This window comes from Cellulomonas sp. P5_C5, assembly GCF_054049655.1.
Genome location: NZ_JBFULY010000020.1, coordinates 42,575 through 66,081, shown reverse-complemented (window position 1 = coordinate 66,081; position 23,507 = coordinate 42,575). Strand labels below are relative to the sequence as shown.

24 protein-coding genes are annotated in these 23,507 nt (G+C 72.7%); 13 read left to right on the top strand and 11 right to left on the bottom strand.

What is annotated here, in order from left to right:
* Window positions 1-26 precede the first annotated feature (26 nt).
* Together ACXJKF_RS15705 and ACXJKF_RS15700 are read left to right on the top strand one after the other, a co-directional pair.
* Window positions 27-608 (top strand): DUF3043 domain-containing protein, encoded by a 582-nt coding sequence (locus tag ACXJKF_RS15705; RefSeq protein WP_456788644.1) that lies wholly within the window; start codon window positions 27-29, stop codon window positions 606-608.
* A 21-nt stretch (window positions 609-629) separates the two neighbouring features.
* Window positions 630-1,640, top strand: coding sequence for an aldo/keto reductase family protein (locus tag ACXJKF_RS15700; RefSeq protein ID WP_456788643.1), 1,011 nt, complete (start codon window positions 630-632; stop codon window positions 1,638-1,640).
* A 37-nt stretch (window positions 1,641-1,677) separates the two neighbouring features.
* Here the strand turns inward: ACXJKF_RS15700 and yczE are convergent, their stop codons facing one another.
* Complete coding sequence (yczE, locus tag ACXJKF_RS15695) at window positions 1,678-2,307, bottom strand: membrane protein YczE (protein WP_456788658.1); 630 nt, start codon at window positions 2,305-2,307, stop codon at window positions 1,678-1,680.
* A gap of 44 nt (window positions 2,308-2,351) precedes the next feature.
* Window positions 2,352-2,504: a hypothetical protein gene (locus ACXJKF_RS15690; protein WP_456788642.1), complete on the bottom strand. Its 153-nt coding sequence runs from the start codon at window positions 2,502-2,504 to the stop codon at window positions 2,352-2,354.
* A 63-nt stretch (window positions 2,505-2,567) separates the two neighbouring features.
* Here ACXJKF_RS15690 and yczR point away from each other — a divergent pair, with 63 nt between their 5' ends.
* On the top strand, window positions 2,568-4,028 hold the full coding sequence (yczR, locus tag ACXJKF_RS15685) for a MocR-like transcription factor YczR (protein ID WP_456788641.1): 1,461 nt from the start codon (window positions 2,568-2,570) through the stop codon (window positions 4,026-4,028).
* Between the two features lie 3 nt (window positions 4,029-4,031).
* Here yczR and ACXJKF_RS15680 read toward each other — a convergent pair whose 3' ends face one another.
* Genes ACXJKF_RS15680 through ACXJKF_RS15665 form a run of 4 tightly spaced genes read right to left on the bottom strand, consistent with a single transcriptional unit; the run spans window position 4,032 to window position 6,089 of the window.
* Entirely contained in the window at window positions 4,032-4,244 is a 213-nt protein-coding gene (locus tag ACXJKF_RS15680) for a hypothetical protein (protein WP_056584809.1), read from the bottom strand.
* Window positions 4,244-5,308 carry a quinone-dependent dihydroorotate dehydrogenase gene (locus ACXJKF_RS15675; protein WP_456788640.1) on the bottom strand — a complete coding sequence of 355 codons (1,065 nt, stop codon included), beginning with the start codon at window positions 5,306-5,308 and terminating at the stop codon, window positions 4,244-4,246. The genes ACXJKF_RS15680 and ACXJKF_RS15675 overlap by 1 nt, the downstream gene beginning before the upstream one ends.
* Before the next feature lie 5 nt (window positions 5,309-5,313).
* A complete protein-coding gene (locus ACXJKF_RS15670) occupies window positions 5,314-5,733 on the bottom strand; it encodes a hypothetical protein (protein ID WP_456788639.1) in 420 nt (139 codons plus the stop codon).
* Window positions 5,730-6,089, bottom strand: coding sequence for a hypothetical protein (locus ACXJKF_RS15665; protein WP_456788638.1), 360 nt, complete (start codon window positions 6,087-6,089; stop codon window positions 5,730-5,732). Before ACXJKF_RS15665 ends, ACXJKF_RS15670 begins: the two co-directional genes overlap by 4 nt.
* A gap of 71 nt (window positions 6,090-6,160) precedes the next feature.
* Here ACXJKF_RS15665 and ACXJKF_RS15660 point away from each other — a divergent pair, with 71 nt between their 5' ends.
* Window positions 6,161-7,648, top strand: a complete 1,488-nt coding sequence (locus ACXJKF_RS15660) for a leucyl aminopeptidase (RefSeq protein WP_456788637.1) — start codon at window positions 6,161-6,163, stop codon at window positions 7,646-7,648.
* A gap of 2 nt (window positions 7,649-7,650) precedes the next feature.
* On the opposite strand, the gene ACXJKF_RS15655 is transcribed toward ACXJKF_RS15660, so the two are convergent.
* Complete coding sequence (locus tag ACXJKF_RS15655) at window positions 7,651-7,989, bottom strand: oxidoreductase (RefSeq protein ID WP_456788636.1); 339 nt, start codon at window positions 7,987-7,989, stop codon at window positions 7,651-7,653.
* Window positions 7,990-8,179: 190 nt separating this feature from the next.
* On the opposite strand from ACXJKF_RS15655, the gene lpdA reads away from it, so the two are divergent.
* The 3 genes from lpdA to ACXJKF_RS15640 all read left to right on the top strand — a co-directional run bounded on the left by lpdA (window position 8,180) and on the right by ACXJKF_RS15640 (window position 12,429).
* On the top strand, window positions 8,180-9,565 hold the full coding sequence (lpdA, locus tag ACXJKF_RS15650; protein ID WP_456788635.1) for a dihydrolipoyl dehydrogenase: 1,386 nt from the start codon (window positions 8,180-8,182) through the stop codon (window positions 9,563-9,565).
* 30 nt (window positions 9,566-9,595) lie between these two features.
* Window positions 9,596-11,428 (top strand): 2-oxoglutarate dehydrogenase, E2 component, dihydrolipoamide succinyltransferase, encoded by a 1,833-nt coding sequence (gene sucB, locus ACXJKF_RS15645; protein WP_456788634.1) that lies wholly within the window; start codon window positions 9,596-9,598, stop codon window positions 11,426-11,428.
* 110 nt (window positions 11,429-11,538) lie between these two features.
* Complete coding sequence (locus ACXJKF_RS15640; RefSeq protein WP_456788633.1) at window positions 11,539-12,429, top strand: TIGR01777 family oxidoreductase; 891 nt, start codon at window positions 11,539-11,541, stop codon at window positions 12,427-12,429.
* Window positions 12,430-12,431: 2 nt separating this feature from the next.
* On the opposite strand, the gene ACXJKF_RS15635 is transcribed toward ACXJKF_RS15640, so the two are convergent.
* From ACXJKF_RS15635 to ACXJKF_RS15625, 3 genes are read right to left on the bottom strand one after another with little or no spacing between them, the layout of a single operon-like run.
* On the bottom strand, window positions 12,432-13,712 hold the full coding sequence (locus tag ACXJKF_RS15635) for a hypothetical protein (protein WP_456788632.1): 1,281 nt from the start codon (window positions 13,710-13,712) through the stop codon (window positions 12,432-12,434).
* A gap of 54 nt (window positions 13,713-13,766) precedes the next feature.
* Window positions 13,767-14,792, bottom strand: a complete 1,026-nt coding sequence (locus ACXJKF_RS15630; protein WP_456788631.1) for a Gfo/Idh/MocA family protein — start codon at window positions 14,790-14,792, stop codon at window positions 13,767-13,769.
* Window positions 14,793-14,797: 5 nt separating this feature from the next.
* A complete protein-coding gene (locus tag ACXJKF_RS15625) occupies window positions 14,798-17,071 on the bottom strand; it encodes an MMPL family transporter (protein ID WP_456788630.1) in 2,274 nt (757 codons plus the stop codon).
* A gap of 50 nt (window positions 17,072-17,121) precedes the next feature.
* Here ACXJKF_RS15625 and ACXJKF_RS15620 point away from each other — a divergent pair, with 50 nt between their 5' ends.
* From ACXJKF_RS15620 to ACXJKF_RS15600, 5 genes are read left to right on the top strand one after another with little or no spacing between them, the layout of a single operon-like run.
* Window positions 17,122-17,610, top strand: a complete 489-nt coding sequence (locus ACXJKF_RS15620; RefSeq protein ID WP_456788629.1) for a MarR family winged helix-turn-helix transcriptional regulator — start codon at window positions 17,122-17,124, stop codon at window positions 17,608-17,610.
* A 10-nt stretch (window positions 17,611-17,620) separates the two neighbouring features.
* The gene (gene lipB / locus ACXJKF_RS15615; RefSeq protein ID WP_456788628.1) at window positions 17,621-18,283 is read left to right on the top strand and encodes a lipoyl(octanoyl) transferase LipB; all 663 of its coding nucleotides are present in this window, start codon (window positions 17,621-17,623) and stop codon (window positions 18,281-18,283) included.
* A gap of 51 nt (window positions 18,284-18,334) precedes the next feature.
* Window positions 18,335-19,336: a lipoyl synthase gene (lipA, locus tag ACXJKF_RS15610; RefSeq protein WP_456788627.1), complete on the top strand. Its 1,002-nt coding sequence runs from the start codon at window positions 18,335-18,337 to the stop codon at window positions 19,334-19,336.
* 40 nt (window positions 19,337-19,376) lie between these two features.
* Window positions 19,377-20,093, top strand: coding sequence for a DUF4191 domain-containing protein (locus ACXJKF_RS15605; RefSeq protein ID WP_456788626.1), 717 nt, complete (start codon window positions 19,377-19,379; stop codon window positions 20,091-20,093).
* Entirely contained in the window at window positions 20,094-20,687 is a 594-nt protein-coding gene (locus ACXJKF_RS15600) for a class I SAM-dependent methyltransferase (protein WP_456788625.1), read from the top strand.
* A 4-nt stretch (window positions 20,688-20,691) separates the two neighbouring features.
* Here ACXJKF_RS15600 and ACXJKF_RS15595 read toward each other — a convergent pair whose 3' ends face one another.
* Window positions 20,692-21,192, bottom strand: a complete 501-nt coding sequence (locus ACXJKF_RS15595; protein WP_456788624.1) for an RDD family protein — start codon at window positions 21,190-21,192, stop codon at window positions 20,692-20,694.
* A 119-nt stretch (window positions 21,193-21,311) separates the two neighbouring features.
* On the opposite strand from ACXJKF_RS15595, the gene ACXJKF_RS15590 reads away from it, so the two are divergent.
* Window positions 21,312-23,486, top strand: a complete 2,175-nt coding sequence (locus tag ACXJKF_RS15590; protein ID WP_456788623.1) for a glutamine synthetase III family protein — start codon at window positions 21,312-21,314, stop codon at window positions 23,484-23,486.
* Window positions 23,487-23,507 lie beyond the last annotated feature (21 nt).

Below are 23,507 nucleotides of genomic sequence, written 5' to 3'. Positions count from 1 at the left end.
GCACGCTACTCGACTACCCTGACGGGGTGTTCGGACGCAGCAACGACCCCCAGCCCGTGACTCCCGCACTGACGGAGAGCACGCCGCCGCCCACGGACGCGGGCAAGGGCCGCCCGACGCCGAAGCGCAAGGTCTCCGAGGCAGCCAACAAGCGCCCTCTCGTGGCTCCGACCACCAAGAAGGCCAGCCGCGAGCAGGCGAAGGCGCAGCGCGACGTCGAGTACCGGGCGATGCAGACCGGTGACGAGCGCAACATGCCGGCCAAGGACCGCGGACCGGTCCGTCGCTTCATCCGGGACTCGGTCGACGCCCGCTGGAACCTCGGCGAGTTCTTCCTGCCCGTGGCCGCCGTGTTCCTGGTCATCCAGTTCGCGCTGGCCAAGACCGGGCTCGCCGTGTTCGCCATCCTCGCGCTGTACGTCTACATCATCGCGGCGGTCATCGACGGCTGGCTCCTGTGGCGCGGCCTGAAGAAGCGCCTCGTCGCCAAGTTCGGGCTCGAGCAGATCCCGCGCGGCGCCGCGATGTACGCCGTCCTGCGGGCGTTCCAGATCCGTCCGTCGCGCATGCCCAAGCCGCAGGTCAAGCACGGGCAGCGACCCGTCTGACCCCACCGTAGGGTGGCGGGCATGGTTTCCTACCGCTACCTGGGCCGTTCCGGCCTGAAGATCACCGAGATCACCTACGGCAACTGGCTCACGCACGGCTCGCAGGTGGAGAACGACACCGCGAAGGCCTGTGTGCGCGCCGCGCTCGACGCGGGCATCACGAGCTTCGACACCGCGGACGTGTACGCCAACACGAAGGCCGAGACCGTCCTCGGCGAGGCGCTGAAGGGTGAGCGCCGCCAGTCGCTCGAGATCTTCACCAAGGTCTACTGGCCCACGGGGCCGGGCGGCGCCAACGACTCCGGGCTGTCGCGCAAGCACATCCTCGAGTCGATCGACGGCTCGCTGCAGCGCCTGCAGACGGACTACGTCGACCTGTACCAGGCGCACCGCTACGACGAGTCGACCCCGCTCGAGGAGACGATGCAGGCGTTCGCCGACGTCGTGCGCTCGGGCAAGGCCCTGTACATCGGCGTGAGCGAGTGGACCGCGGACCAGATCCGCGCCGGGCACGCCCTGGCGARGGACCTCKGGTTCCAGCTCATCTCGAACCAGCCGCAGTACTCCGCCCTGTGGCGGGTCATCGAGGGCGAGGTCGTCCCCACCTCCGCGGAGCTCGGGGTGTCGCAGATCGTCTGGTCACCGGTGGCCCAGGGCGTGCTGACCGGCAAGTACAAGCCGGGTCAGGCACCGCCCGCCGGCTCGCGCGCGACCGACGAGAAGGGTGGCGCGCGGTTCATCGGGCGCTTCCTCGAGCAGCCCGACGTGCTCCAGCGCGTCCAGGACCTCACACCGGTCGCGGACGAGCTCGGCCTGTCGCTGGCGCAGCTGGCCGTCGCGTGGGTGCTGCAGAACGAGAACGTCGCCGCCGCGATCATCGGTGCGTCGCGGCCCGAGCAGGTCACCGAGAACGTGAAGGCGTCCGGCGTGACCATCCCGGCCGAGCTCCTGTCGCGGATCGACACCGTGCTGGGCGACTCCGTGGTCTCCGACCCCGCCGAGACCGCGAAGAACGCGCCGCCCGCACGCTGAGTGAGGACCCGGCCCCAGGGATGGGGCCGGGTCTCCCTCACACCGTGACCGGCTCCTCCTCCACCACCACGGCGACCGGGACGGTCAGCCGCGCCAGGAAGAGGTGCACGAGCGGGCCGATCGCCAGCGCGTAGGCCAGCGTGGCGAACCCGACCGTGCCGCCCAGCAGCCAGCCGACCGACACGACGGTCACCTCGATGGTCGTGCGCACCAGCCGCACGGAGCGTCCGGTCCGGCGCACGAGCCCGGTCATGAGCCCGTCGCGCGGTCCCGGCCCGAGGCGCGCGCCGACGTACAGGCCCGTCGCCAGGCCGTTGAGCACGATGCCGGAGGCTGCGAGCGCCATCCGGACGCCGAGGCCGTCCGGCAGCCCGCCGAAGAGTGCGAGGAACGGGTCCACCATCGCGCTGATGACGACGACGTTGGCGACCGTGCCGATGCCCGGACGCTGGCGCAGCGGGATCCAGCACGCCAGGACCACGAACCCGGTGAGCAGCGTGACGACGCCGAACGACAGGCCGGTGCGCCGGACGATCCCCTGCGTCAGGACGTCCCACGGCATGCTGCCGAGCCCGGCGTCGACGACCATCGCGATCGACGCCGCGTAGAGCACGACGCCGGTCAGCAGCTGCACGGCCCGGCGGACCGGGCGCGCGCCGGGACGCATCCAGGACGGCACCGCGCGAGCATACGTGCGCTCGTCGGCGGCCCTCACGTGAGCTGGTCCTGCCGCGCGAACGCCTCGCGGTGGGATGCCGGCGGCGGCCGGTAGCCCAGCCCGTCCTGCCGCACCACACGCCACAGCGGCACAACGAACCCCACGAGCAGCGCCACCGATATCCCGAGGAACAACCACATCTCCATGGCAAGCAACTCTGGCCCGCATGTGGCATCGCTTGGAATAGCCACTTCTGGCATAGTGGCTTCATGACGATCGACGAGCTGCCCGCGGACCGCCGGATCAGCGGGCTGCGCCTGGACACCGTGCTGGGCGCCTGGCAGCGCCCCGGTCCGGCGTACGTCGCGCTCGCCGACGCGCTCCGTGCCGCGATCCTCTCGGGCGCCGTCCCGCTGAGCACCCGCCTGCCCAGCGAGCGTGAGCTCGCCGACGCCGCGGGCGTCTCCCGGACCACCACCACCGCCACCTACGGGCTGCTGCGCGACGAGGGCTACCTCGTCAGCCGACGCGGGTCCGGCACGGTCACCACGCTCCCGTCAGGCCCGGGCGCGCGCGTGTCGATGGCGGAGTCCGTCGGGCAGGAGCCCGGTGTCGTCGACCTCGCGATGGCGGCCCCGTCGGCCCCCTCGTCGCTGCACGGCGCCTACCTCGCCGCGCTCGACGCCCTCCCCCGCCACCTGTCCGGCACCGGCTACTCCCCCCTCGGGCTCCCGGTGCTGCGCGAGGCAGTGGCACGCTGGTACACCGACCGCGGCACGCCGACGAGCCCCGACCAGGTGCTGATCACCACCGGCGCGCAGCAGGCGATCCACCTGCTGGTCACGGCGCACGCGGGCCCCGGCGACCGCGTGGTCGTCGAGCACCCGACCTACCCGCACGCGATCGACGTCGTGCGGGCCGTCGGCGCCCGACCGGTTCCCGTGCCCTCGGGCGGCTCGGGTCTGGACATCGACCTGCTCGAGTCGACCCTCCGCCAGGTGGCGCCCCGGCTCGTCTACCTGATCCCCAGCCACCGCAACCCCACCGGGACCAGCCTCGACGACGACGAGCGCGCCCAGGTCCGTGCCCTGGCCAGGCGGTACCGCACGGCGATCGTCGGCGACGAGGTCCTGACCGAGCTGACCATGGACGGCCCCGCACCCGGCTCGTACGCGGGCGACGGCACCGCGTCGGCGTACGTCGTCTCGATCGGCTCGGCGTCGAAGAGCTACTGGGGCGGGCTGCGGGTCGGCTGGGTGCGCGCGCACCCGGACCTCGTCGCGCGGCTGGCCAGCACCCGCGCGCACACCGACATCGGCACGGCTGTCCTGGAGCAGCTGGTCGTCGCCGAGCTGCTCGCGCAGCCGACCGACCTGCTGGCGCGCCGGCGGACGGAGCTGCGCGCCCGGCGCGACCTGCTCGTCGGTCTCCTGCTCGACCAGCTGCCGTCCTGGCGCTTCGAGGTCCCCGCGGGCGGRTTGTCGCTGTGGGCGGACCTCGGCGCACCCGTGTCCAGCGCACTCGCCGCGATCTCGACCCGGCACGGGGTCCGGGTGGTCCCCGGCACCGCGTTCGGGGTCGACGGCAGCTTCGAGCGGAACCTGCGGCTGCCCTTCAGCACCTCATCCGACGACCTGCGCCGAGCGGTCGCAGGGCTGGCCTCGGCGTGGGCCGGGCTGGGGATCACCGCACCCGTCACCGGACCCCAGCGGGTGCACGCGCTGGTGTGACGGTCAGATCAGCGGGAGCGTGAGGGTCGGTGTCGCCTGGGCACCCTCGTGGAGCAGACCCACCGCCTGCACGCCCTGGGCCGCCAGGGTGCGCCAGTGCTCCCCCAGCCACTGCTCGGCGTCGTACTGCGTGGTGAACACGGGGCTGACCGGCCGGTCGAGCACGGACCCGTCCGCACCGTCGAAACGCCACTCCCACTGCGGTCGCACGACCATCAGGCGACCGCCTTGCGCCGGGCCGGACCACGCAACGCCTCGTCGGACGCGAGCGCCCGGGCGATCCGCGACGCGTAGGCCGGGCCCTCGTAGATCAGGCCCGTGTAGCCCTGCACGAGGGTCGCGCCGACGGCCACGTACTCGCGGGCGTCGGCGGGGGTCGAGATGCCGCCCACCCCGATGATCACCGCGTCGGGGCCGAGCTCGTTGCGCAGCCGCGCCACGACATCGAGACCGCGGGCGAGCACGGGCGGGCCGGAGAGCCCGCCAGGCCCGAGGTCGTGGCCGATGGTCGTGTTGACGGCGACGATCCCGTCCAGTCCGAGCTCGGCCGCGAGCTCCGCCACCGCGTCGACGTCCTCGTCGGACAGGTCGGGGGCGATCTTGACCAGCAGCGGCACGGGGGCCAGACCGGCCGCCGCGGTCGCCTCGTCGGCCGCCACGCGGGTGGCCTCGAGGATCGGGCGCAGCGCCTCGACCGACTGCAGGTCGCGCAGGCCAGGTGTGTTCGGCGACGACACGTTCACCACCAGGTAGTCGGCATACGGCGCGAGCCGGCCCGCGCTCGTCGCGTAGTCCGTGGGCGCGTGCTCCGCCGGGGTCACCTTGGTCTTGCCGATGTTCACCCCGACCACCAGACGACGGCCCGCCGGGGTCGCGCGCAGGCGCCGCAGCCGGTCCGCGACCGCCGCCGACCCTTCGTTGTTGAAGCCCATCCGGTTGCGCAGCGCCCGCTGCTCCAGGACACGCCAGAGCCGGGGCGGCTCGTTGCCCGGCTGCGGGTGCGCGGTCACGGTGCCCACCTCGACGAAACCGAACCCGAGCATCGTCAGGCCGGCCACCCCGACCGCGTTCTTGTCGAACCCGGCCGCCAGCCCGAACCGCGACGGGAACCGTCGACCCCAGACCTGCACCGCGCCGTCGTCGGAGGACCGGAAGACCCGAGCCACCGCACCGCGCAGGAGCGGGACCTGCGCCACCACCCGGATCAGCCGGAACGCGAGCTCGTGAGCGCGCTCCGGATCCATGCGCCGGAACACGAGGTCGAACAGCAGTCGGTACACGTTCTTCACCCTAGGTCGTCCGGCGCGGGCGGCACGTCGGCCGTCCGTCCCGTGCGCCACAGCCACACGAGCCCGAGGAACGGGAGCACCAGCGGGACGTAGCCGTAGCCCTGACCGAACGCCGACCACACCGTCTCGTCGGGGAAGTCGCCCACGTCGACCAGCGACAGCACCCCGACCGTCAGCACGCCGAGCATCTCGATCGACACGGCCCACCACGCGAGCCTGCGGCGGTCCGTGGCCAGCGCGACGGTCGCGACGACGTACACGAGGCCCGCGCCGAGCGAGAGCAGGTACGCGACCGGTGCCTCGTCGAGCTTGGTCGCCACCTGGTAGATCCCCCGGGCCGTCGCGGCGAGCGCGAGGATCCCGTACACGGCCACAAGGAGGCGGCCCGGGCCGCTGCCGGTCGGTCGGTGGGTCATACGGTCCCCCAGATCTGGAGCAGTCGGAACTCGAGAAATGCGACCGTGACGGCCGCGACGAGCAGCACCACCGAGCTCCACCGGGTGCGCTCGGCGAACGCCCACGCGGCGGCGATCGGCAGGATCAGCGCCTGCGTCAGGACGTAGCCCCAGAGCAGGACACCGTCGATGTCGGGCGACCCCGTCGCGGCGAGCACGCCCGCGATCGCGGCCTGCAGGACGAGCACGCCCTCGATGACGGCGGCCCCCCACAGCTGGCGCAGCACCACCGCGCGGTCCCGGACGACGAACCAGGCGGCCCACGCACCGAGCGCCAGGCACAGGGCGCCGACGAGCAGCGCGAGGGGGACGATCACGATGCCCCACCGTACCGGCGGCGCGCGGCCGCTCCGGCCACCCGGACAGGGTCCGTGCCTATCATCGACGCGTGACCGTCACGTTGACCTCCCACGACCCTGCCCGCCTCGCCGTCGACGCCCTCGTGGTCGCGGTCGCCCAGCAGGACGGGGCACCGACCGTGCTCGGGCTCGACCGTCTGCCCAAGGAGCTGCGCGCCCAGCTGGCCGACGCCGCGGCGCTCGGCATCACCGGCGCGGCCGACGAGGTCCGCCGCCTCCCCGGCACCGGGCTGACCGCGACCGTGGTCGTGCTCACGGGAATCGGGCCGGCCGACAAGATCACCCCCGAGGCGCTGCGTCGTGCGGCGGGCGCCGCCACGCGCGAGCTCGCCGGCACCGCGAGCGTCGGGCTCGCGCTCCCGGCAGACGACGCCGAGTCCGTGGAGGCAGTCGCGGAGGGCGCCCTGTTCGGCGCCTACTCCTACACCCGGTACCGCGCCTCCGAGGCGGCCAAGCAGGCGCCCGTGTCCGCCATCCAGGTGGTCACGGCGCACCCGCGGGACCGCGCGACGCTGGCGGCGGTCGCCCGCGCCGAGGTCGTCGCCGCCGCCGTGCACGGCACCCGCGACCTGGTCAACGCCGCACCGAACGACCTGTACCCCGCGGCGTTCGCGGACGCCGCGAAGGCTGCCGTCAAGGACTCGGGCGCCAAGGGCCTGAAGATCACGGTGCTCGACGACAAGGCGCTCGCCTCCGGCGGCTACGGCGGCCTGATCGGCGTCGGCCAGGGCTCGGTCCGCGGGCCTCGGCTCGTCAAGGTCTCCTACTCGCCGTCGCGCCCGAAGGGCAAGGTCGCGCTCGTCGGCAAGGGCATCACGTTCGACTCCGGTGGCATCTCGATCAAGCCCGCCGCCGGGATGGAGGCCATGAAGTCCGACATGGCCGGTGCCGCCGCCGTGCTGCACACCGTCCTCGCCGCCGCGCGCCTCGAGCTGCCCGTCGCCGTCACGGGCTGGCTGTGCCTGGCGGAGAACATGCCGTCCGGGACGGCCCAGCGCCCCTCCGACGTGCTGACCATCCGCGGCGGGAAGACCGTCGAGGTGCTGAACACCGACGCCGAGGGCCGGCTCGTGATGGCCGACGGGCTCGTCGCCGCGATCGAGGAGAAGCCCGACGTCGTCATCGACATCGCCACCCTGACCGGCGCGCAGCTGGTCGCGCTCGGGCACCGTGTCTCCGCCGTGATGGGCACCGACGACGTGCGTGGCGAGGTCGTCGCCGCCGCCGAGGTGAGCGGCGAGCAGTTCTGGCCGATGCCGCTGCCCGCCGACCTGCGCGCCTCGCTCAAGTCGAAGGTCGCGGACATCGCGAACATCGGCGACCGGTTCGGCGGCATGCTGACCGCGGGGATCTTCCTGCAGGAGTTCGTCGGGCAGACGCCGTGGGCGCACCTCGACATCGCCGGGCCCGCGTACAACGAGCGGACCGCGCACGGCTACACACCCGTGGGCGGCACCGGGGTGGGCGTGCGGACGCTGCTGGCCCTGCTCGAGGGGCGTGCGCCGGCGACGAGGTAGGGCTAGGCGTGCTTGCGCTTGCGCGCGAGCCGCTGCCTCGAGTTCCAGTCGCGGACGCGCTGCGGGTAACCGGTCCGCTGGACGTCGTACACGGGGATGCCCATGTCGCGCGCCAGCTCCCAGGCCGTCTTCGGGTCCGGCACCCGGCGCCGCGTCCACTCCCCGTCGGTGGCGACGAGCATCATCGTCGTCGGCGTGGAGTTGGTCTGCGGCTCGACGTACGCCTCGACCCCGACCCGGGTGGCGACGAAGTCCTTCAGGTGGGCGAGCGTCGCGTCGCGCGCGTCCCGGTCCGTCGGCGCGTCGGTGGCGGCCGGCTTGCGGCGTGAGAACAGGCCCATGGCGCACGAGGGTAGCCTGCGAACCTGTCGGCCTGCGGGGTGTGACGCAGCAGACGGAACAGCAGTCATGGGACGACTGTTCTGTGTGTCACATGGTCGTGCGCGTCGTCCAGGTCGTTCCAGGCCTGCGGGGATGACAGGATGGTCGGCGAGCTCGAGACCACCAAGTCTGCGTATGAGGAGTCTGCACGTGGCCGACACGAACGGCACCGCTTTCGACATCGTCGTCCTGGGCGGAGGCAGCGGCGGCTATGCGGCCGCACTGCGCGCCGCACAGCTGGGCAAGACCGTCGCCCTCATCGAGGCCGACAAGGTGGGTGGCACCTGCCTGCACGTGGGCTGCGTGCCCACCAAGGCCCTGCTGCACGCCGCCGAGCTGGCGGACAACGCCCGCGACGGCGCCCACTTCGGCGTCCACACCAGCCTCGACCACATCGACATGAACGGTGTGAACGAGTACAAGGCCACGGTCATCGGCCGCCTCTACAAGGGTCTGCAGGGACTCATCAAGTCCCGCAAGATCACGGTGTTCGAGGGGTACGGCAAGCTCGTCGCCAAGGACACGGTCGAGGTCAACGGCGAGCGCGTCACCGGTGAGTACATCGTGCTCGGCACCGGGTCGTACGCGCGCTCGCTGCCCGGTCTGGAGATCGGCGGCCGGGTCATCACCTCCGACCAGGCCCYGCAGCTCGACTGGGTGCCGAAGTCGGTCATCGTGCTCGGCGGCGGCGTCATCGGCTCGGAGTTCGCCAGCGTCTGGAAGTCCTTCGGCGCGGACGTCACGATCATCGAGGCGCTCCCCCACCTCATCGCCAACGAGGACGAGGCGCTGTCCAAGGCGTTCGAGCGCCAGTTCCGCAAGCGCGGCATCAACTTCAACCTGGGCGTCCGGTTCGCCGGAGTGACCCAGGACGACAACGGCGTGCACGTCTCGCTCGAGGACGGCAAGACCTTCGACGCCGACCTGCTGCTCGTCGCCGTGGGCCGCGGCCCCCGCACCTCGGGCGTCGGCTACGAGGAGCAGGGCATCACGCTCGACCGCGGGTTCGTCATCACCGACGAGCGCCTGCACACCGGTGTCGGCAACATCTACGCCGTCGGCGACATCGTCCCCGGCCTGCAGCTCGCGCACCGCGGGTTCGCGCAGGGCATCTTCGTCGCCGAGGAGATCGCCGGGCTCAAGCCCGCCGGCATCGTCGAGTCGGGCATCCCGCGCGTGACCTACTCCGACCCCGAGGTCGCCTCGGTCGGTCTCACGGAGGCACGCGCGAAGGAGGTCCACGGGGCCGACGGCGTCGAGACGCTCGAGTACAACCTGGGCGGCAACGGCAAGAGCCAGATCCTCGGCACCCAGGGATTCGTCAAGCTCGTGCGCCAGAAGGACGGACCGGTCATCGGCGTCCACATGATCGGCGCGCGCGTCGGCGAGCTCATCGGCGAGGGACAGCTCATCGTGAACTGGGAGGCCTACCCCGAGGACGTCGCCTCCCTCGTGCACGCCCACCCCACGCAGAACGAGGCCCTCGGGGAGGCGCACCTCGCGCTCGCCGGCAAGCCGCTGCACGCCCACAACTGACCTCACGATTCGAAGGAGACACGAGCGGTCATGTCCGACAACGTGCAGCTGCCMGCACTCGGTGAGTCCGTCACCGAGGGGACCGTCACCCGCTGGCTGAAGAACGTGGGCGACACGGTGGAGGTCGACGAGCCGCTGCTCGAGATCTCGACCGACAAGGTCGACACCGAGATCCCGTCGCCGTTCGCCGGCGTGCTGGAGCAGATCCTGGTCCAGGAGGACGAGACCGTCGAGGTCGGCGCCACCCTCGCCGTCATCGGCTCCGGCGAGGGGTCGTCCTCGCAGGACGCCGCCCCCGCGGAGGAGTCGGCTCCGGAGGCCGCCGCCGAGGAGGCGCCGGCCGAGGACGCGCCCGCCGAGGAGCCCGCCGCCGAGGCCGCTCCCGCGGAGCAGCCGGTCGAGGAGCACGAGGAGCCCGCCGCTGCACCCGCTGCCGCCGAGCAGGGTGGCGGCACCGGCGAGAACGTGACCCTCCCCGCGCTGGGCGAGTCCGTGACCGAGGGCACCGTCACGCGCTGGCTCAAGGCCGTCGGTGACGAGGTCGCCGTCGACGAGCCGCTGCTCGAGATCTCCACGGACAAGGTCGACACCGAGATCCCGTCGCCGATCGCCGGCACGCTGCAGCAGATCCTGGTCCAGGAGGACGAGACCGTCGAGGTCGGTGCGGTGCTCGCCGTCATCGGGTCCGGCTCCGCCCCCGCCGCCGCACCGCAGGAGTCGGCACCGGCCGAGGAGAAGGTCGAGGAGAAGGCCCCCGAGCCCGCACCGGAGACCACGCCTGAGCCGCAGACCGCGCCGGAGCCGTCGGCCGAGCAGGAGTCGGCCGCGGCCACCCCCGCACCGGTCCCGGCGACCCCGACCCCGGCACCGGTCCCCGCCACGCCCGCAGCTCCGCCTGCAGCTCCCTCGGTCTCGGGCACGTACCTCACTCCCCTCGTCCGCAAGCTCGCGGCCGAGAAGGGCGTCGACGTCGCGTCGCTGGTCGGTACCGGTGTGGGCGGTCGGATCCGCAAGGAGGACGTCCTCGACGCCGCGGCGAAGGCCGAGGCGGAGAAGGCTGCAGCCGAGGCCGCGAAGGCCGCACCCGCGGCCGCAGCACCCGCCGCTCCCGCCAAGCCGGCCGCCGCCGTCCCGGCGGTCTCGCCGCTGCGGGGCACCACGGAGAAGGCCAGCAGGCTGCGGCAGATCATCGCCGAGCGCATGGTCGACGCCCTGCACTCGCAGGCGCAGCTGACCACCGTCGTCGAGGTCGACGTGACGCGGGTCGCGCGGTTGCGCGCGAAGGCCAAGGAGGACTTCAAGGCGCGCGAGGGCGTCAACCTCACGTTCCTGCCGTTCTTCGTGCTGGCCGCGATCGAGGGCCTCAAGGCGTTCCCGAAGATCAACGGCGTGCTCGAGGGCAACCAGATCACGTACCACGCGCAGGAGAACGTCGGCATCGCCGTCGACACCGAGAAGGGCCTCCTCGTCCCGGTGATCCGCGACGCGGGTGACCTGAACCTCGCCGGCATCTCGCGCAAGATCGTCGACCTTGCCGGCCGCACGCGGCAGAACAAGGTCACGCCGGACGAGCTCAGCGGTGCGACATTCACCGTGACCAACACGGGGTCCGGCGGCGCGATCATCGACACCCCGATCGTCCCCGGTGGCACGTCCGCGATCCTCGGCACGGGCGCGATCGTGAAGCGCCCCGTCGTCATCCAGGACGCCGACGGCGCCGAGGTCATCGCGATCCGGTCGATGTGCTACCTGTCGCTGTCCTACGACCACCGCCTGGTCGACGGTGCCGACGCGTCGCGCTACCTCACCGCGGTCAAGAACCGCATCGAGGAGGGCTCGTTCGAGTCCGAGGTCGGTCTCTGACCAGCAGCACCTGACGCACCACGACGGCCCGGTCCCCCGCGCGGGGACCGGGCCGTCGTGCGTCCCCCGCCGCCGGGCCGACCGCCCGGACCGACCGTAGGGTGAGCGCCATGCAGGTCGTCATCGCCGGATCGCACGGCTTCATCGGGTCYGCGCTCGTCCCCCACCTGCGACGCGGAGGTCATGACGTCCGCCTGCTGGTCCGCGGTCCCGCGCACGGTCCGGACCAGATCACCTGGGACCCGGACGCCGGGCGTCTCGACCCCGGTGCCGTTGCCGGCGCGGACGCCGTCATCAACCTCGCAGGAGTCAACCCCGGCTCCCGGCCGCTCACGACGGCCCGCAAGCGCGAGGTCCTCTCGTCCCGCCTGAACACCACCGGACTGCTCGCGCGGACCCTCGCCGCGCTGGACGACGGGCCGCAGGTGCTGCTGCAGGCGTCGGGGATCGGCGCCTACGGCTCGCGCGGAGAGGACGTGCTGGACGAGGACGAGCCGCTCGGCCGCACGTTCTTCGCGCACGTCGTGCGGGACTGGGAGGCGGCGACCGCACCCGCGCAGGACGCGGGCCTGCGGGTGGCCCACCTGCGGACGGGTATCGTGCTGGGCCAGGGCGGCGGCGCCCTCGGGCGGCTGCTGCCACTCATCCGGCTGGGCGTCGGGGGTCGGCTCGGTTCCGGCCGGCAGTTCTGGCCGTGGATCACGCTGCTCGACCACGTCCGCGCCGTCGAGCACCTCCTGACCGCGCCGGTGCACGGTCCGGTCAACCTGGTGACCGCCCCGGCGCGCAACGCCGACGTGGTCGCCGCACTGGCTCGTGCGATGCACCGCCCCGCGGTCATCCCCGTGCCGGCGTTCGCCCTGCGCGCCGTGCTCGGTGACTTCTCGTCGGAGGTGCTCGGGTCGATCCGCGCGATCCCTGCGGTGCTCGACGCCAGCGGCTTCGTCCCCGTCCACGCCGACCTCGACGCCGCCGCGGCGTGGGTGGCGCACCGCGACTGACCTCACGGCTCGACGACGTCCCAGACCCGCCAGCCCTCGACGGTCCACCGCAGGCCCAGCACCACGGTGCGCGCCTCGGAGGCAGCCACCGGGACCGCCGCTCCGTCTCCCGCGGGGACCCGGGAGTGCGCGGACATCGCGGTCGTCACGGCGACGTCCGTCGTGTCACCGCGGCTGCCGTCCTCCTCGACGAGCCTCGCGTCCTGCACGTCGACGGTGAGACCGTCGACGTGGGAGCCGTCGAGGCCTGCGAGCAGCCGCGCGTCCGCCACGTACGCCGGGCTGTCGACGACGTCGACCGCCGCGAGACGCGTCACGTCGCCCGACCCGATGACCTGTGCCCGCACCCGGCTGAGGGTGATCGCGGCCTGCACCGGGTCGTCCGCCACGGGCACCGGGTCCGGCCGGTGGTCCAGGAGACGCCACCCCCCGACGGCGACCGCCAGCACGACCGCTGCCGCCACCAGGACCACGCCCGCTCGGGTTGCACGTCGTCGGCGCCGCTCCCGGTCCTGCCGGCGGGTCGCGCCCTGCGCACGCGCGGAATCGCCCTCGCGGGCCATGGCCGTCAGGGCCGAGGAGGCCCGCGCGCCGGCGTCCGGGAGCCGGACGGGTTCGGGATCCGTCGTGTCGTAGCACGCGTCAACCACCTGCTCGGCGTCGAGGCCGGGCACCATCAGGAGCCCGGCGAAGGCGTCCCGCAGGCTCTCCCCGACCGGCTGGTCGGAGACCAGGTGCACGTCCGCGCCGGGCATCTGGTCGAGCACCGTCGCGACGAGGCGCCGCACGTCCGCCTCACCGTCGGCGGCGCCGGTCAGGGCTGCCCGCAGGTCGGTCAGTACCGGGCGCCCGTCGGGCCCGACCACGATCGTCGAGTCGCCCACGGCCCCGTGCGAGAGGCCGGCCCCGTGCAGCGCGGCGAGGGCACCGGCGACCGGGATCGCGACCGTGGCGGCCTCGCCGTCGGCCAGCGGCGCCCGCGCGGCGCGGATCTGTACCAGGGACAGTCCGTCGACGTGCTCCACGACGAGCCCGAGCCGGCCGGACGACAGCTCGACGACGTCCAGCACCTGCGCCAGGTGCTCGTGCCGCACCGCGCACAGCCGCGCGGCACGGTCGGCCGTCGTCGCGTCGGCGACAGCGGCGACCACGTGCAGCTCGAGCCGTCGGTCGGAGCCGTCGAGCGCCACGGCCAGCCACCCGGACCCGGCGGCCTCGACGGGACGGAACCCGGCCCCCACGAGGGCGTCCTCGACATCGGTCGGTACGACGAACCTGTCCATCGGGTCATCCAAGCCCGCCGGCCGCGACCCCGTCGCCGGTCGTCCACAGCCCCGTCAGGGCAGCTGGACCACCCGGTGCTCGGCCGCCGACAGCAACGCCGCGTCGAGGACCCGCGCCGTGCGGGCCGCGTCGGCCGGGTCGACCGGCGGCGGCCCTCCGTCGACGACCCACCGCACGACCGCGCGGTACAGGTCGACGTGACCTCCGGCGGCCTGGGGCACGGGCTGCCGGTCCGCCCCCCGGACGAGCCAGCCCTCGTGCACGGGTTCGCCGGGGCGCCGGGTCTCCTCGTACGCGTCGTCCAGCGCGCCGAACGGGGTCGGCTCGCCCTCGAAGCTGGTCACGAGGTACGCGCCTCCGTCGCCGAGCACGCGCGTGCGCGGACCGGGCGCACCGACGACGGCGCCGGCCTGCAGGTGGCTCACGACGCCGTTGCCGGCGTGCACGAGGGCGAGGAAGACGTCGTCGACGGCCGGCGTGCTGCGGGCGTGCAGCTCGGCGTACACCTGGGCGACCGGCCCGAACAGCTGGACGGCGGAGTCGACGAGGTGGGCACCGAGGTCGAGCAGCAGCCCACCCGAGTCGKGGTCGTTCTCCTTCCAGCGGTCCTGCGGCACGGGACGGAACCTCTCCCACCGCCGCTCGAACCGGTGCACCGTGCCCAGCTCCCCGCTCGCGAGCACACCGAGCAGCGTCAGCTGCTCGGTGTCCCAGCGGCGGTTCTGGAACACGGTGAGCCGCCCGTCGGCCCGCGCTGCGAGCAGCTCGGCGTCGTCGGCGGTGGTGGCCAGCGGCTTGTCGACGAGCACGTGCAGGCCTGCGTCGAGCGAGGCGAGCACGTGCGCCACGTGCTCGCCGGTCGGGCTCGCGACCACGACGAGGTCGAGCTCGTCGGCGTGCGCGAGGAGACCGTCGACGTCGGGCACGACGAGCGCTCCCAGCCAGTCCGCCTCGACCTGCTGCGCCCGGCTGCGGGTGACCACGCAGGTCACCTGCTGGCCGGCCTCCCGCAGCAACCGGGCGTGGATCCCGCGACCCGCTCCCCCGTACCCGACCAGCCCGACCCGCAGCGCCCTCATGCGCCTCACTCTAGGTCGGCCGGGACCTTGTGCAGCCCGTGCTCCTGGTGCCGGGACAGGGCGCTGGGCCACCACGTCCGGCGGCCTAGGTCGTGCACGAGCGCCGGGACGAGCAGGCTCCGGACGACGAGCGTGTCCAGCAGCACGCCGAACGCGACGATGAACGCGATCTGCGCGAGGAACAGCAGCGGGATGACCCCCAGCGCGGCGAACGTGGTGGCCAGGACGACGCCCGCCGAGGTGATCACGCCGCCCGTCACGGCCAGCCCGCGGACCACGCCCGGGCGCGTCCCGACCTCGAGCGACTCCTCGCGGACGCGCGTCATGAGGAAGATCGAGTAGTCGACCCCGAGGGCGACGAGGAACACGAACGCGAACAGCGGGACCACGGGATCGGCTCCGGCGAACCCGAAGACGTGGTTGAAGACGATCGCCGAGACACCGAGCGCGGCGGCGAACGAGAGCACGTTGGCGGCGAGCAGGAGCGCGGCCGCGACGACGGAGCGCAGCAGGAACATCAGGATCACCCCGATGACCAGCAGCACGACCGGGACGATGACGCGCAGGTCTCGCTCGCTGGCCAGGTTGGTGTCCAGCGTCTCGGMCGCGGCGCCACCGACGACCGCGGTCGGGCTCACCTCGCTGACGGCTGCGCGCAGGTCCTCGACGGTGTCGACGGCGTCCTGCGTGTCGGCCGAGGCCGTCGTCGCGACGTCGAGGCGCACGCGCCCGTCGACCACGATCGGCTCGGCGTCACCGGCGGCCGGGCCGGCCGGTGCACCCGTGTACGGCGTCACCGACTCGACGCCGTCGACGCCCTCGGCCGCGGTGGTGACCGCGTCCACGTCCGCCTCGTCGACGATCACGATCGCCGGCTGCACGGACCCGGCCGGGAAGTGCTCGGCGAGCACCTCCTCGCCGGCGACCGCGTCAACGTCCGTGAGGAAGATGTCGACCTGGTTGGTGCCGGACGCGTTCAGGGTGGGCAGGAAGGCCGCTCCGACGGCCAGCGCGAGCGCCGTCACGACCCACACGGGCCTCGCCTTGCGGCCCACGAACCGGGCGAGCCGGGGCCAGAGGCCCGGGCCGTCGGCGGGGTCGGGCTCGGCCGTGGTGTCGAGGTGCGCGTGCTCGGTCTCGTGGGCGACGACGGCCACGGGGCGCGGAGCGCGCGGCCAGAACAGGACGCGCGAGTGCTTGCCGAAGACGAGCAGGAGCGCGGGCAGCAGGGTGAGCGCTCCGAGCAGAGCAGAGGCGATGCCGATCGCGGCGACCGGGCCGAGGCTGCGGTTGGAGCCGAGGTCGGACAGGAGGAGGCACAGCACACCGGCGATGACGGTGCCCGCACTGGCGGCGATCGGCTCGACGCAGGCCCGCAGCGCGCGCTTCATGGCCTCTGCCGGGTGCTCCACGTGCGCGAGCTCCTCCCGGTACCGCGCGACGAGCAGCAACGCGTAGTCCACCGAGGCGCCGACCACGAGGATCGACAGGATCCCTTGCGACTGCCCGTTGAGGACCAGGGTGCCGTTGGCGGCGAGGTGGTAGACCACCAGACCGGCCAGGCAGAGCGCGAACACCGCGGTGAAGATCACGACGAACGGCAGGAACGGGGAGCGGTAGACCAGCACGAGGATCAGCAGCACGGCGCCGAGCGCGACGAGCAGCAGCACGCCGTCGATGCCCCCGAACGCGGTGACGAGGTCCGCGACGAACCCGGCAGGACCCGTCACCCAGGCCTGCAGCCCGAGGTCGCCGGCGGACGTGGCGGTCGCGCCGAGCTCGGACTCCAGGGACGCGCGCAGGGCCGTCACGAACGACTCGGTCACGCCCTCGTCGCCGGCCAGGAGCTCGTCCGCCGTCGCACCGTCGAGCGAGTACGCGACGAGCACGGCCTCGCCGTCCTCGGAGGGCACGACGGCCACCTCGCCGACGAGGTAGTCGGACCAGGTCCCCTCGTTGCCCGGCGGCAGCGCCTGGTCCGGGAACGCCTCGGCCCAGTCCTGCACGGCTGCCAGCTGGTCGGGGGTGACGTCGCTGCCGTCGGCGGGCTGCAGCACGACGAGCGCCGGTAGTGTCTCGGTGTCGACGAAGCCCTTGCTCTCCTCGGCGGCCCGCGTGGACTCGGCCGACGACGGCAGGAACGCGGAGGCGTCGTTCGTCTGGACCTGCGACAGCTTGCCCTGCGCCATCCCGCCGACCGACGCGATGCCGAGCCATACGATCAGGGCGCCGGCGACGAGCACGGCGCGGAGAAGGGTGGACCGGCGATTACTCAGCATGCTGAGTATCATTCGCGGTGTTCGCCGAAACAGCAAACGGAGGCGGGAGCGTGGACCAGGAGAGCCGGTCGGGCAGCACCCTCGACCCCGCCTCTCCCGACCCCGCACAGTGGCCCGTCGGGCGGCTCCTGTCGTCGGCCGCGCGCCGCGTCGAACGCGACTGGAACGCGCACCTCGCCGCGTGGGACCTCAACCATGCCAGCCAGGCGGTCCTCGCCCACCTCCTGCGCACGCCCATGTCGCAGCGCGAGCTGGCCGCCGCCAGCGATGTCACCGAGCAGACGATGAGTCGCGTCCTCGCCCGCATGGAGCGCAGCGGTTACGTCACGCGGACGCCCCACGACGACGACCGGCGCCGGCACGTGATCACCATCACGGACGCGGGACGCTCGACCTTCGTCGTCGCGTCCGACCGTGAGCTCGCCGAGACGATGGTCACCCGCGGGCTCACGCTCGCGGAGGCCGAGGAGCTGCGGCGGCTGCTCGCCGTCGTCGCGGGCGACCCGCACACGGGCGACTCTTCCGCGTCGCAGGGTTAGCCTGACGGGCATGCTGTTCGACGAGCTCGACCTCGGTGCGCGCCTGCTCCCCTACGAGCCCACCTGGCAGCTGCAGCGCGAGGTGCACGCAGCGGTCGCCGACGGGTCCCGTGAGGACACCGTCCTGCTCTGCGAGCACGAGGACGTGTACACGGCCGGCAAGCGCACCGCGACGTGGGACCGCCCGGTCGACGGCACGCCCGTCGTCGACGTGGACCGCGGCGGCCGCATCACGTGGCACGGCCCCGGCCAGCTCGTCGGCTACCCCATCGTGAAGCTGGCCACGCCGATCGACGTCGTCCGCTACGTGCGCGTGCTCGAGGAGGCGCTCATCCGGACGTGCGCGGACCTGGGACTGACCGCCGTCCGGGTGGACGGGCGCAGCGGGGTGTGGTTCGCGGCCGACGGCGACCGCCGGGAGCGCAAGGTCGCCGCGATCGGCGTGCGCGTCTCCCGCGGCGTCACGATGCACGGGTTCGCACTCAACTGCGAGCCCGACCTCACGGCGTTCGACCGCATCGTGCCGTGCGGGATCGAGGACGCCGACGTGACGTCTCTCTCGGTGGAGACGGGCCGGCGCGTCACGATCGCCGAGGTCCTGCCGCTGGTCCGCGGCCACCTGGTGGACACCCTGGTCCCGATCCTCGACGCGCGCACCGCCGTCGCGGTGTGACGCGCGACTCCCCCGCAGCCGACGGCGCGGCGGCGGGTTAGTCTGACCGGCGTGACGATCGCAGCCGATGGCCGACGCATGCTCCGCATCGAGGCGCGCAACGCCGAGACGCCCATCGAGCGCAAGCCGGAGTGGATCCGCACGCGCGCGACGATGGGCCCCGAGTACACCGAGCTCAAGGGCCTGGTGAAGCGCGAGGGCCTGAACACGGTGTGCGAGGAAGCCGGCTGCCCCAACATCTTCGAGTGCTGGGAGGACCGCGAGGCCACGTTCCTCATCGGCGGCGACCAGTGCACCCGGCGCTGCGACTTCTGCCAGATCGACACGGGCAGGCCGGCCGCCTTCGACGCCGACGAGCCCCGCCGCGTCGCCGCCTCCGTGCAGGCGATGGGCCTGAAGTACTCGACCGTGACCGGTGTCGCCCGCGACGACCTGCCCGACGGCGGCGCCTGGCTCTACGCCGAGACCGTCCGCCAGATCCACGCGGTCAACCCGGGCACCGGCGTCGAGCTGCTCATCCCGGACTTCAACGCGACGCCCGAGCTGCTCGACGAGGTCTTCTCGTCGCAGCCCGAGGTCCTGGCGCACAACCTCGAGACGGTCCCGCGCATCTTCAAGACGATCCGCCCCGGCTTCCGCTACGACCGGTCGCTCTCGGTGATCACCCGCGCCCACGAGCAGGGGCTCGTGACCAAGTCGAACCTCATCCTCGGCATGGGCGAGACCACCGAGGAGGTCGTCGAGGCGCTGGCCGAGCTGCACGAGGCCGGCTGCGACCTCATCACGATCACGCAGTACCTGCGCCCGTCCGTGCGCCACCACCCGGTCTCGCGCTGGGTGCGTCCGGAGGAGTTCGTCGAGCTGTCGGCCGAGGCCGAGCGCCTCGGGTTCCTCGGGGTCATGTCCGGTCCTCTGGTCCGCTCGTCGTACCGCGCCGGACGGCTCTGGGGCCAGGCGATGCGCCGCTACGGGCGTCCGATCCCCGAGGCGCTCGCGCACCTCTCGGAGCCGACGACGTCGCGCCAGGAGGCACGGAGCCTGCTCGCCCGCTGAGGGTCAGGAGCGGGCCGATCCGTCGGTAGACTTCGGGCCCATGGCCCGCGACAAGACCCCCGACGCTGCACCGACGCCCAAGGTGAAGAAGACCMGCTGGTACCACCAGGTGTGGCAGGCGTACCAGATGACCCGCAAGAACGACCCCGCGGTCACCTGGATCATCCTCGCGGTGTTCGTCGGCGTCATCGCCCTCGGGCTCGTCATCGGGTTCCTGGTGAACGCGGTCGTCTACGTCCTGCTGCTCAGCATCCCGTTCGCGCTGCTCGCCGCGATGTTCGTCCTCGCGCGCCGCGCGGAGACCGCCGCGTACACGCAGATCGAGGGTCAGCCGGGCGCCGCCTTCGCCGCGCTGGGGACGATCCGGCGCGGTTGGACGTTCACGCAGGAGCCCGTCGCCGTCGACCCCCGCACGCAGGACCTCGTCTTCCGCGGCGTCGGCCGCCCGGGCGTCGTCCTCGTCGGTGAGGGTCCCGCGCCCCGCATCGCCAAGCTCCTGGAGTCGGAGCGCAAGCGCACCGCCCGCGTCATCTCCGGTGCGCCGATCACGCTCATCCAGGTCGGCGACGGCGAGGGCCAGGTCGCGCTCCGCAAGCTGCCGCGCGCCGTCCAGAAGCTCCGCCCGAAGCTGAGCAAGCAGGAGGTCGCCGAGGTGAGCAAGCGGCTCACCGCACTCGGCGGCGTGAAGCTCTCCGTGCCGAAGGGCGTCGACCCGATGCGCGCCCGTCCCGACCGCAAGGGCATGCGCGGCCGCTAGATGAGCGACCGGCGGTGGAACCACAACACGCACTACCACCGCCTCGCCCTGCGTCTCGCTGCGGGCGCCCGCAGCGCGCTCGACGTGGGCTGTGGCGAGGGGCTGCTCACCCGCGAGCTGCGCTCCGCCGGTGTCGCAGCGGTCACCGGCCTGGACCTGGACGCGGACCAGGTCTCGCGAGCGCGGTCGCTGGCGCGGGGTGACGACGGACTCACGTACCTCGTCGGTGACGTCCTCGAGCTCCCGCAGGACAAGCAGTTCGACCTCGTGACGTGCTTCGCGACGTTGCACCACCTCGACCTCGACGAGGGCCTGCGGCGGCTCCGTGCTCTCGTCTCCCCCGGTGGGCACCTGGTCGTCGTGGGGCTCGCGCGGGTGCGTACGCCCACGGACGCTGCGCTCAGCCTGGCTGCCGTCCCCGCCGCAATGGTTGCCGACCGTGCGCGCGGGCACTGGGAGCACGGCGCGCCCGTGCGGGACCCCGAGCACAGCTACGGCGACGTGCGGACGGCCGCACGGTCGATCCTGCAGGGGGTGCAGTGGCGGCGACGTCTCTACTGGCGGTACAGCCTGGTCTGGCAGGCCCCCGCCTGAGGGGTCAGCGCCGGACGATCGCGGTGCCGGCCACCCGGTCGTGCAGCCCCCGACCGTCCGAGTCCCAGACGACGGCCGGGACCACGAGGCAGAGCAGCAGCGTCCGCGCCAGGGCGCTGAGGAACCCGGGCGCCATCGTCGCCCACGCCGCGTCGTCCCGGGTCTGCCCCGGGAACACGCGGCGCACCCGCAGTCCCACGAGCCGGTGCCCGAGCGTGTGCCCGATCGAGCCGACGAGGAGCACGTTCTCCAGGGCGAAGATCCCGAGCGTCGCCAGCGGGTTGCCGCGGCTCAGCAGGAACGCGTCCGGCACGCTCGCGAAGAACGCACCCGAGATGGCCAGGCACGCCACCCAGTCGATGACCAGCGCCACGACCCGTCGCCCGAGCGGCGCGAGCGACCCGGGTCCGGCGTCGGGCAGGCCCAGCCGTACCCCGCGGCCGGGTCCAGGATCCGGTGCCGGTCCGCCGCCGAGCCAGGAGCTGAGGTCGCCTCGATCTGCCACCTCAGAAGGGTAGGTGACAGCAACGTCCCGGAAACATCCGCGGTACCMGACGTTCGTACGGTGACCCCACCTGTCCCGCTGACCACACCGGGGCGTCGAGTCCTGCCTGAGGGGTCTTCATGAGCGGAAACGCCGTCCGTCGCGAGGCGATCTGGAACGTCGAGGCCTACGTGCCGCCCGCCATCAGCTTCAACGTGGCCGAGGCGCCGGGCGAGATCTTCGGCCTCAACGTCTTCAGCAAGACGGTGATGCAGAAGCGGCTGCCCAAGTCGGTCTACAAGTCCGTGATCGCCACGATCGAGCACGGCGCCATGCTGGACCCGGACGTCGCCGACGCCGTCGCGTCCGCCATGAAGGACTGGGCCCTGGAGAAGGGCGCGACGCACTACGCGCACGTCTTCTACCCGCTCACCGGCCTGACCGCCGAGAAGCACGACAGCTTCTTCGAGCCGGTCGGCGACGGGTCGTCGCTGGCGGAGTTCGCCGGCAAGACGCTCGTGCAGGGCGAGCCCGACGCGTCGAGCTTCCCGAACGGTGGCCTGCGCAACACGTTCGAGGCGCGCGGGTACACCGGCTGGGACGTGACGAGCCCGGCGTACATCCTGGAGAACCCCAACGGGAACACCCTGTGCATCCCCACGGTGTTCGTCTCGATGACCGGTGAGGCGCTCGACCACAAGACCCCGCTGCTGCGCTCGCAGCAGGCGATGGGCGAGCACGCCGCCCGCATCCTGACCCTCTTCGGGCACGAGAACCAGAAGGTCGTGGCGTTCTGCGGTCCGGAGCAGGAGTACTTCCTGGTGGACCGGCACTTCTTCCTGGCCCGCCCGGACCTGCTCAACGCGGGCCGCACCCTGTTCGGCACCAAGCCGCCGAAGGGTCAGGAGTTCGACGACCACTACTTCGGCGCCATCCCTGACCGCGTGCTCGGCTTCATGATGGACACCGAGCGGGAGCTGTTCAAGCTCGGCATCCCCGCCAAGACCCGGCACAACGAGGTCGCCCCCGGCCAGTTCGAGATCGCGCCGATGTTCGAGCGCGGCAACCTGGCGGCCGACCACCAGCAGCTGCTGATGACGACGTTCAAGGCGATCGCCAAGAAGCACGGCATGGAGTGCCTGTTCCACGAGAAGCCGTTCGCCGGCGTCAACGGCTCCGGCAAGCACGTGAACTTCTCGCTGGGCAACGCCGACCTGGGCTCGTTGCTGGTGCCGGGCGACACCCCGCACGACAACGCGCAGTTCCTCGTCTTCTGCGCGGCCGTGATCCGCGCCGTGCACAAGTACGCCGGGCTGCTGCGGGCGTCCGTCGCGTCCGCCACCAACGACCACCGGCTCGGCGCCAACGAGGCTCCCCCGGCGATCATCTCGATCTTCCTGGGCGACCAGCTGGCCGACGTGTTCGAGCAGATCGCCAAGGGCGCCGCCTCGTCGTCGAAGGGCAAGGGCGTCATGCACATCGGCGTCGACACGCTGCCGGTGCTGCCCACCGACCCGGGCGACCGCAACCGCACGAGCCCGTTCGCGTTCACCGGCAACCGCTTCGAGTTCCGCGCCCCTGGCTCCATGCAGACGGTCGCCGGCCCGATGACCACGATCAACACGATCATGGCCGACTCCCTCGACTACGCCGCCGGGGTCCTCGAGACCGCGGTCGCCGCCGGCACCGACTTCGACACGGCCGTGCAGGACCTGCTCACGCAGATCATCACGGACCACGGCAACGTCGTGTTCAACGGCGACGGCTACTCCGCGGAGTGGCCCATCGAGGCCGAGCAGCGGGGTCTGGCGAACCTGAAGACCACGCTGGACGCCCTGCCCGAGCTCGTCACGGAGTCCGCGATGGAGCTGTTCGAGCGGTACGGAGTCTTCAACCACCGCGAGATGCACAGCCGGTACGAGATCGGTCTGGAGCAGTACGCGCTCACCATCGGCGTGGAGGCCCGCCTCTCCCTGGAGATCGGCACCACCGCGATCCTGCCGGCAGCCGTCAAGCACCAGACGGAGATCGCCCTGAACATCGGCGCCCTGAAGGCCGCCGGCGTCGAGGCGGACACCGCGCCGCTCGACGAGGTGAGCACGCCGATCGCGGCGCTCCGGACCGGGCTGGCCTCGTTGCGTGCCGCGCTCAAGGCCGACGTGGGCCACTCGGCGCTGGCCGAGGCCGAGCACGCCCGGGACGTGCTGCTTCCGGCGATGGCGGACGTCCGGGCCGCGGCCGACGCGCTGGAGGAGCTCGTCGCCGACGACCTGTGGCCGCTGCCGACGTACCAGGAGATGCTCTTCATCCTGTGATGAGACGGGCATGACCGACAC

Coding starts and splice junctions, on each gene's coding strand:
- ACXJKF_RS15590 (WP_456788623.1), top strand. CDS start 21,312: ATGAGCGGAAACGCCGTCCGTCGCGAGGCGATCTGGAACGTCGAGGCC.
- ACXJKF_RS15690 (WP_456788642.1), bottom strand. CDS start 2,504: ATGGAGATGTGGTTGTTCCTCGGGATATCGGTGGCGCTGCTCGTGGGG.
- ACXJKF_RS15655 (WP_456788636.1), bottom strand. CDS start 7,989: ATGGGCCTGTTCTCACGCCGCAAGCCGGCCGCCACCGACGCGCCGACG.
- ACXJKF_RS15680 (WP_056584809.1), bottom strand. CDS start 4,244: ATGGTCGTGCGACCGCAGTGGGAGTGGCGTTTCGACGGTGCGGACGGG.
- ACXJKF_RS15670 (WP_456788639.1), bottom strand. CDS start 5,733: ATGACCCACCGACCGACCGGCAGCGGCCCGGGCCGCCTCCTTGTGGCC.
- yczE (WP_456788658.1), bottom strand. CDS start 2,307: ATGCGTCCCGGCGCGCGCCCGGTCCGCCGGGCCGTGCAGCTGCTGACC.
- lipB (WP_456788628.1), top strand. CDS start 17,621: ATGCTGTTCGACGAGCTCGACCTCGGTGCGCGCCTGCTCCCCTACGAG.
- ACXJKF_RS15635 (WP_456788632.1), bottom strand. CDS start 13,712: ATGGACAGGTTCGTCGTACCGACCGATGTCGAGGACGCCCTCGTGGGG.
- ACXJKF_RS15600 (WP_456788625.1), top strand. CDS start 20,094: ATGAGCGACCGGCGGTGGAACCACAACACGCACTACCACCGCCTCGCC.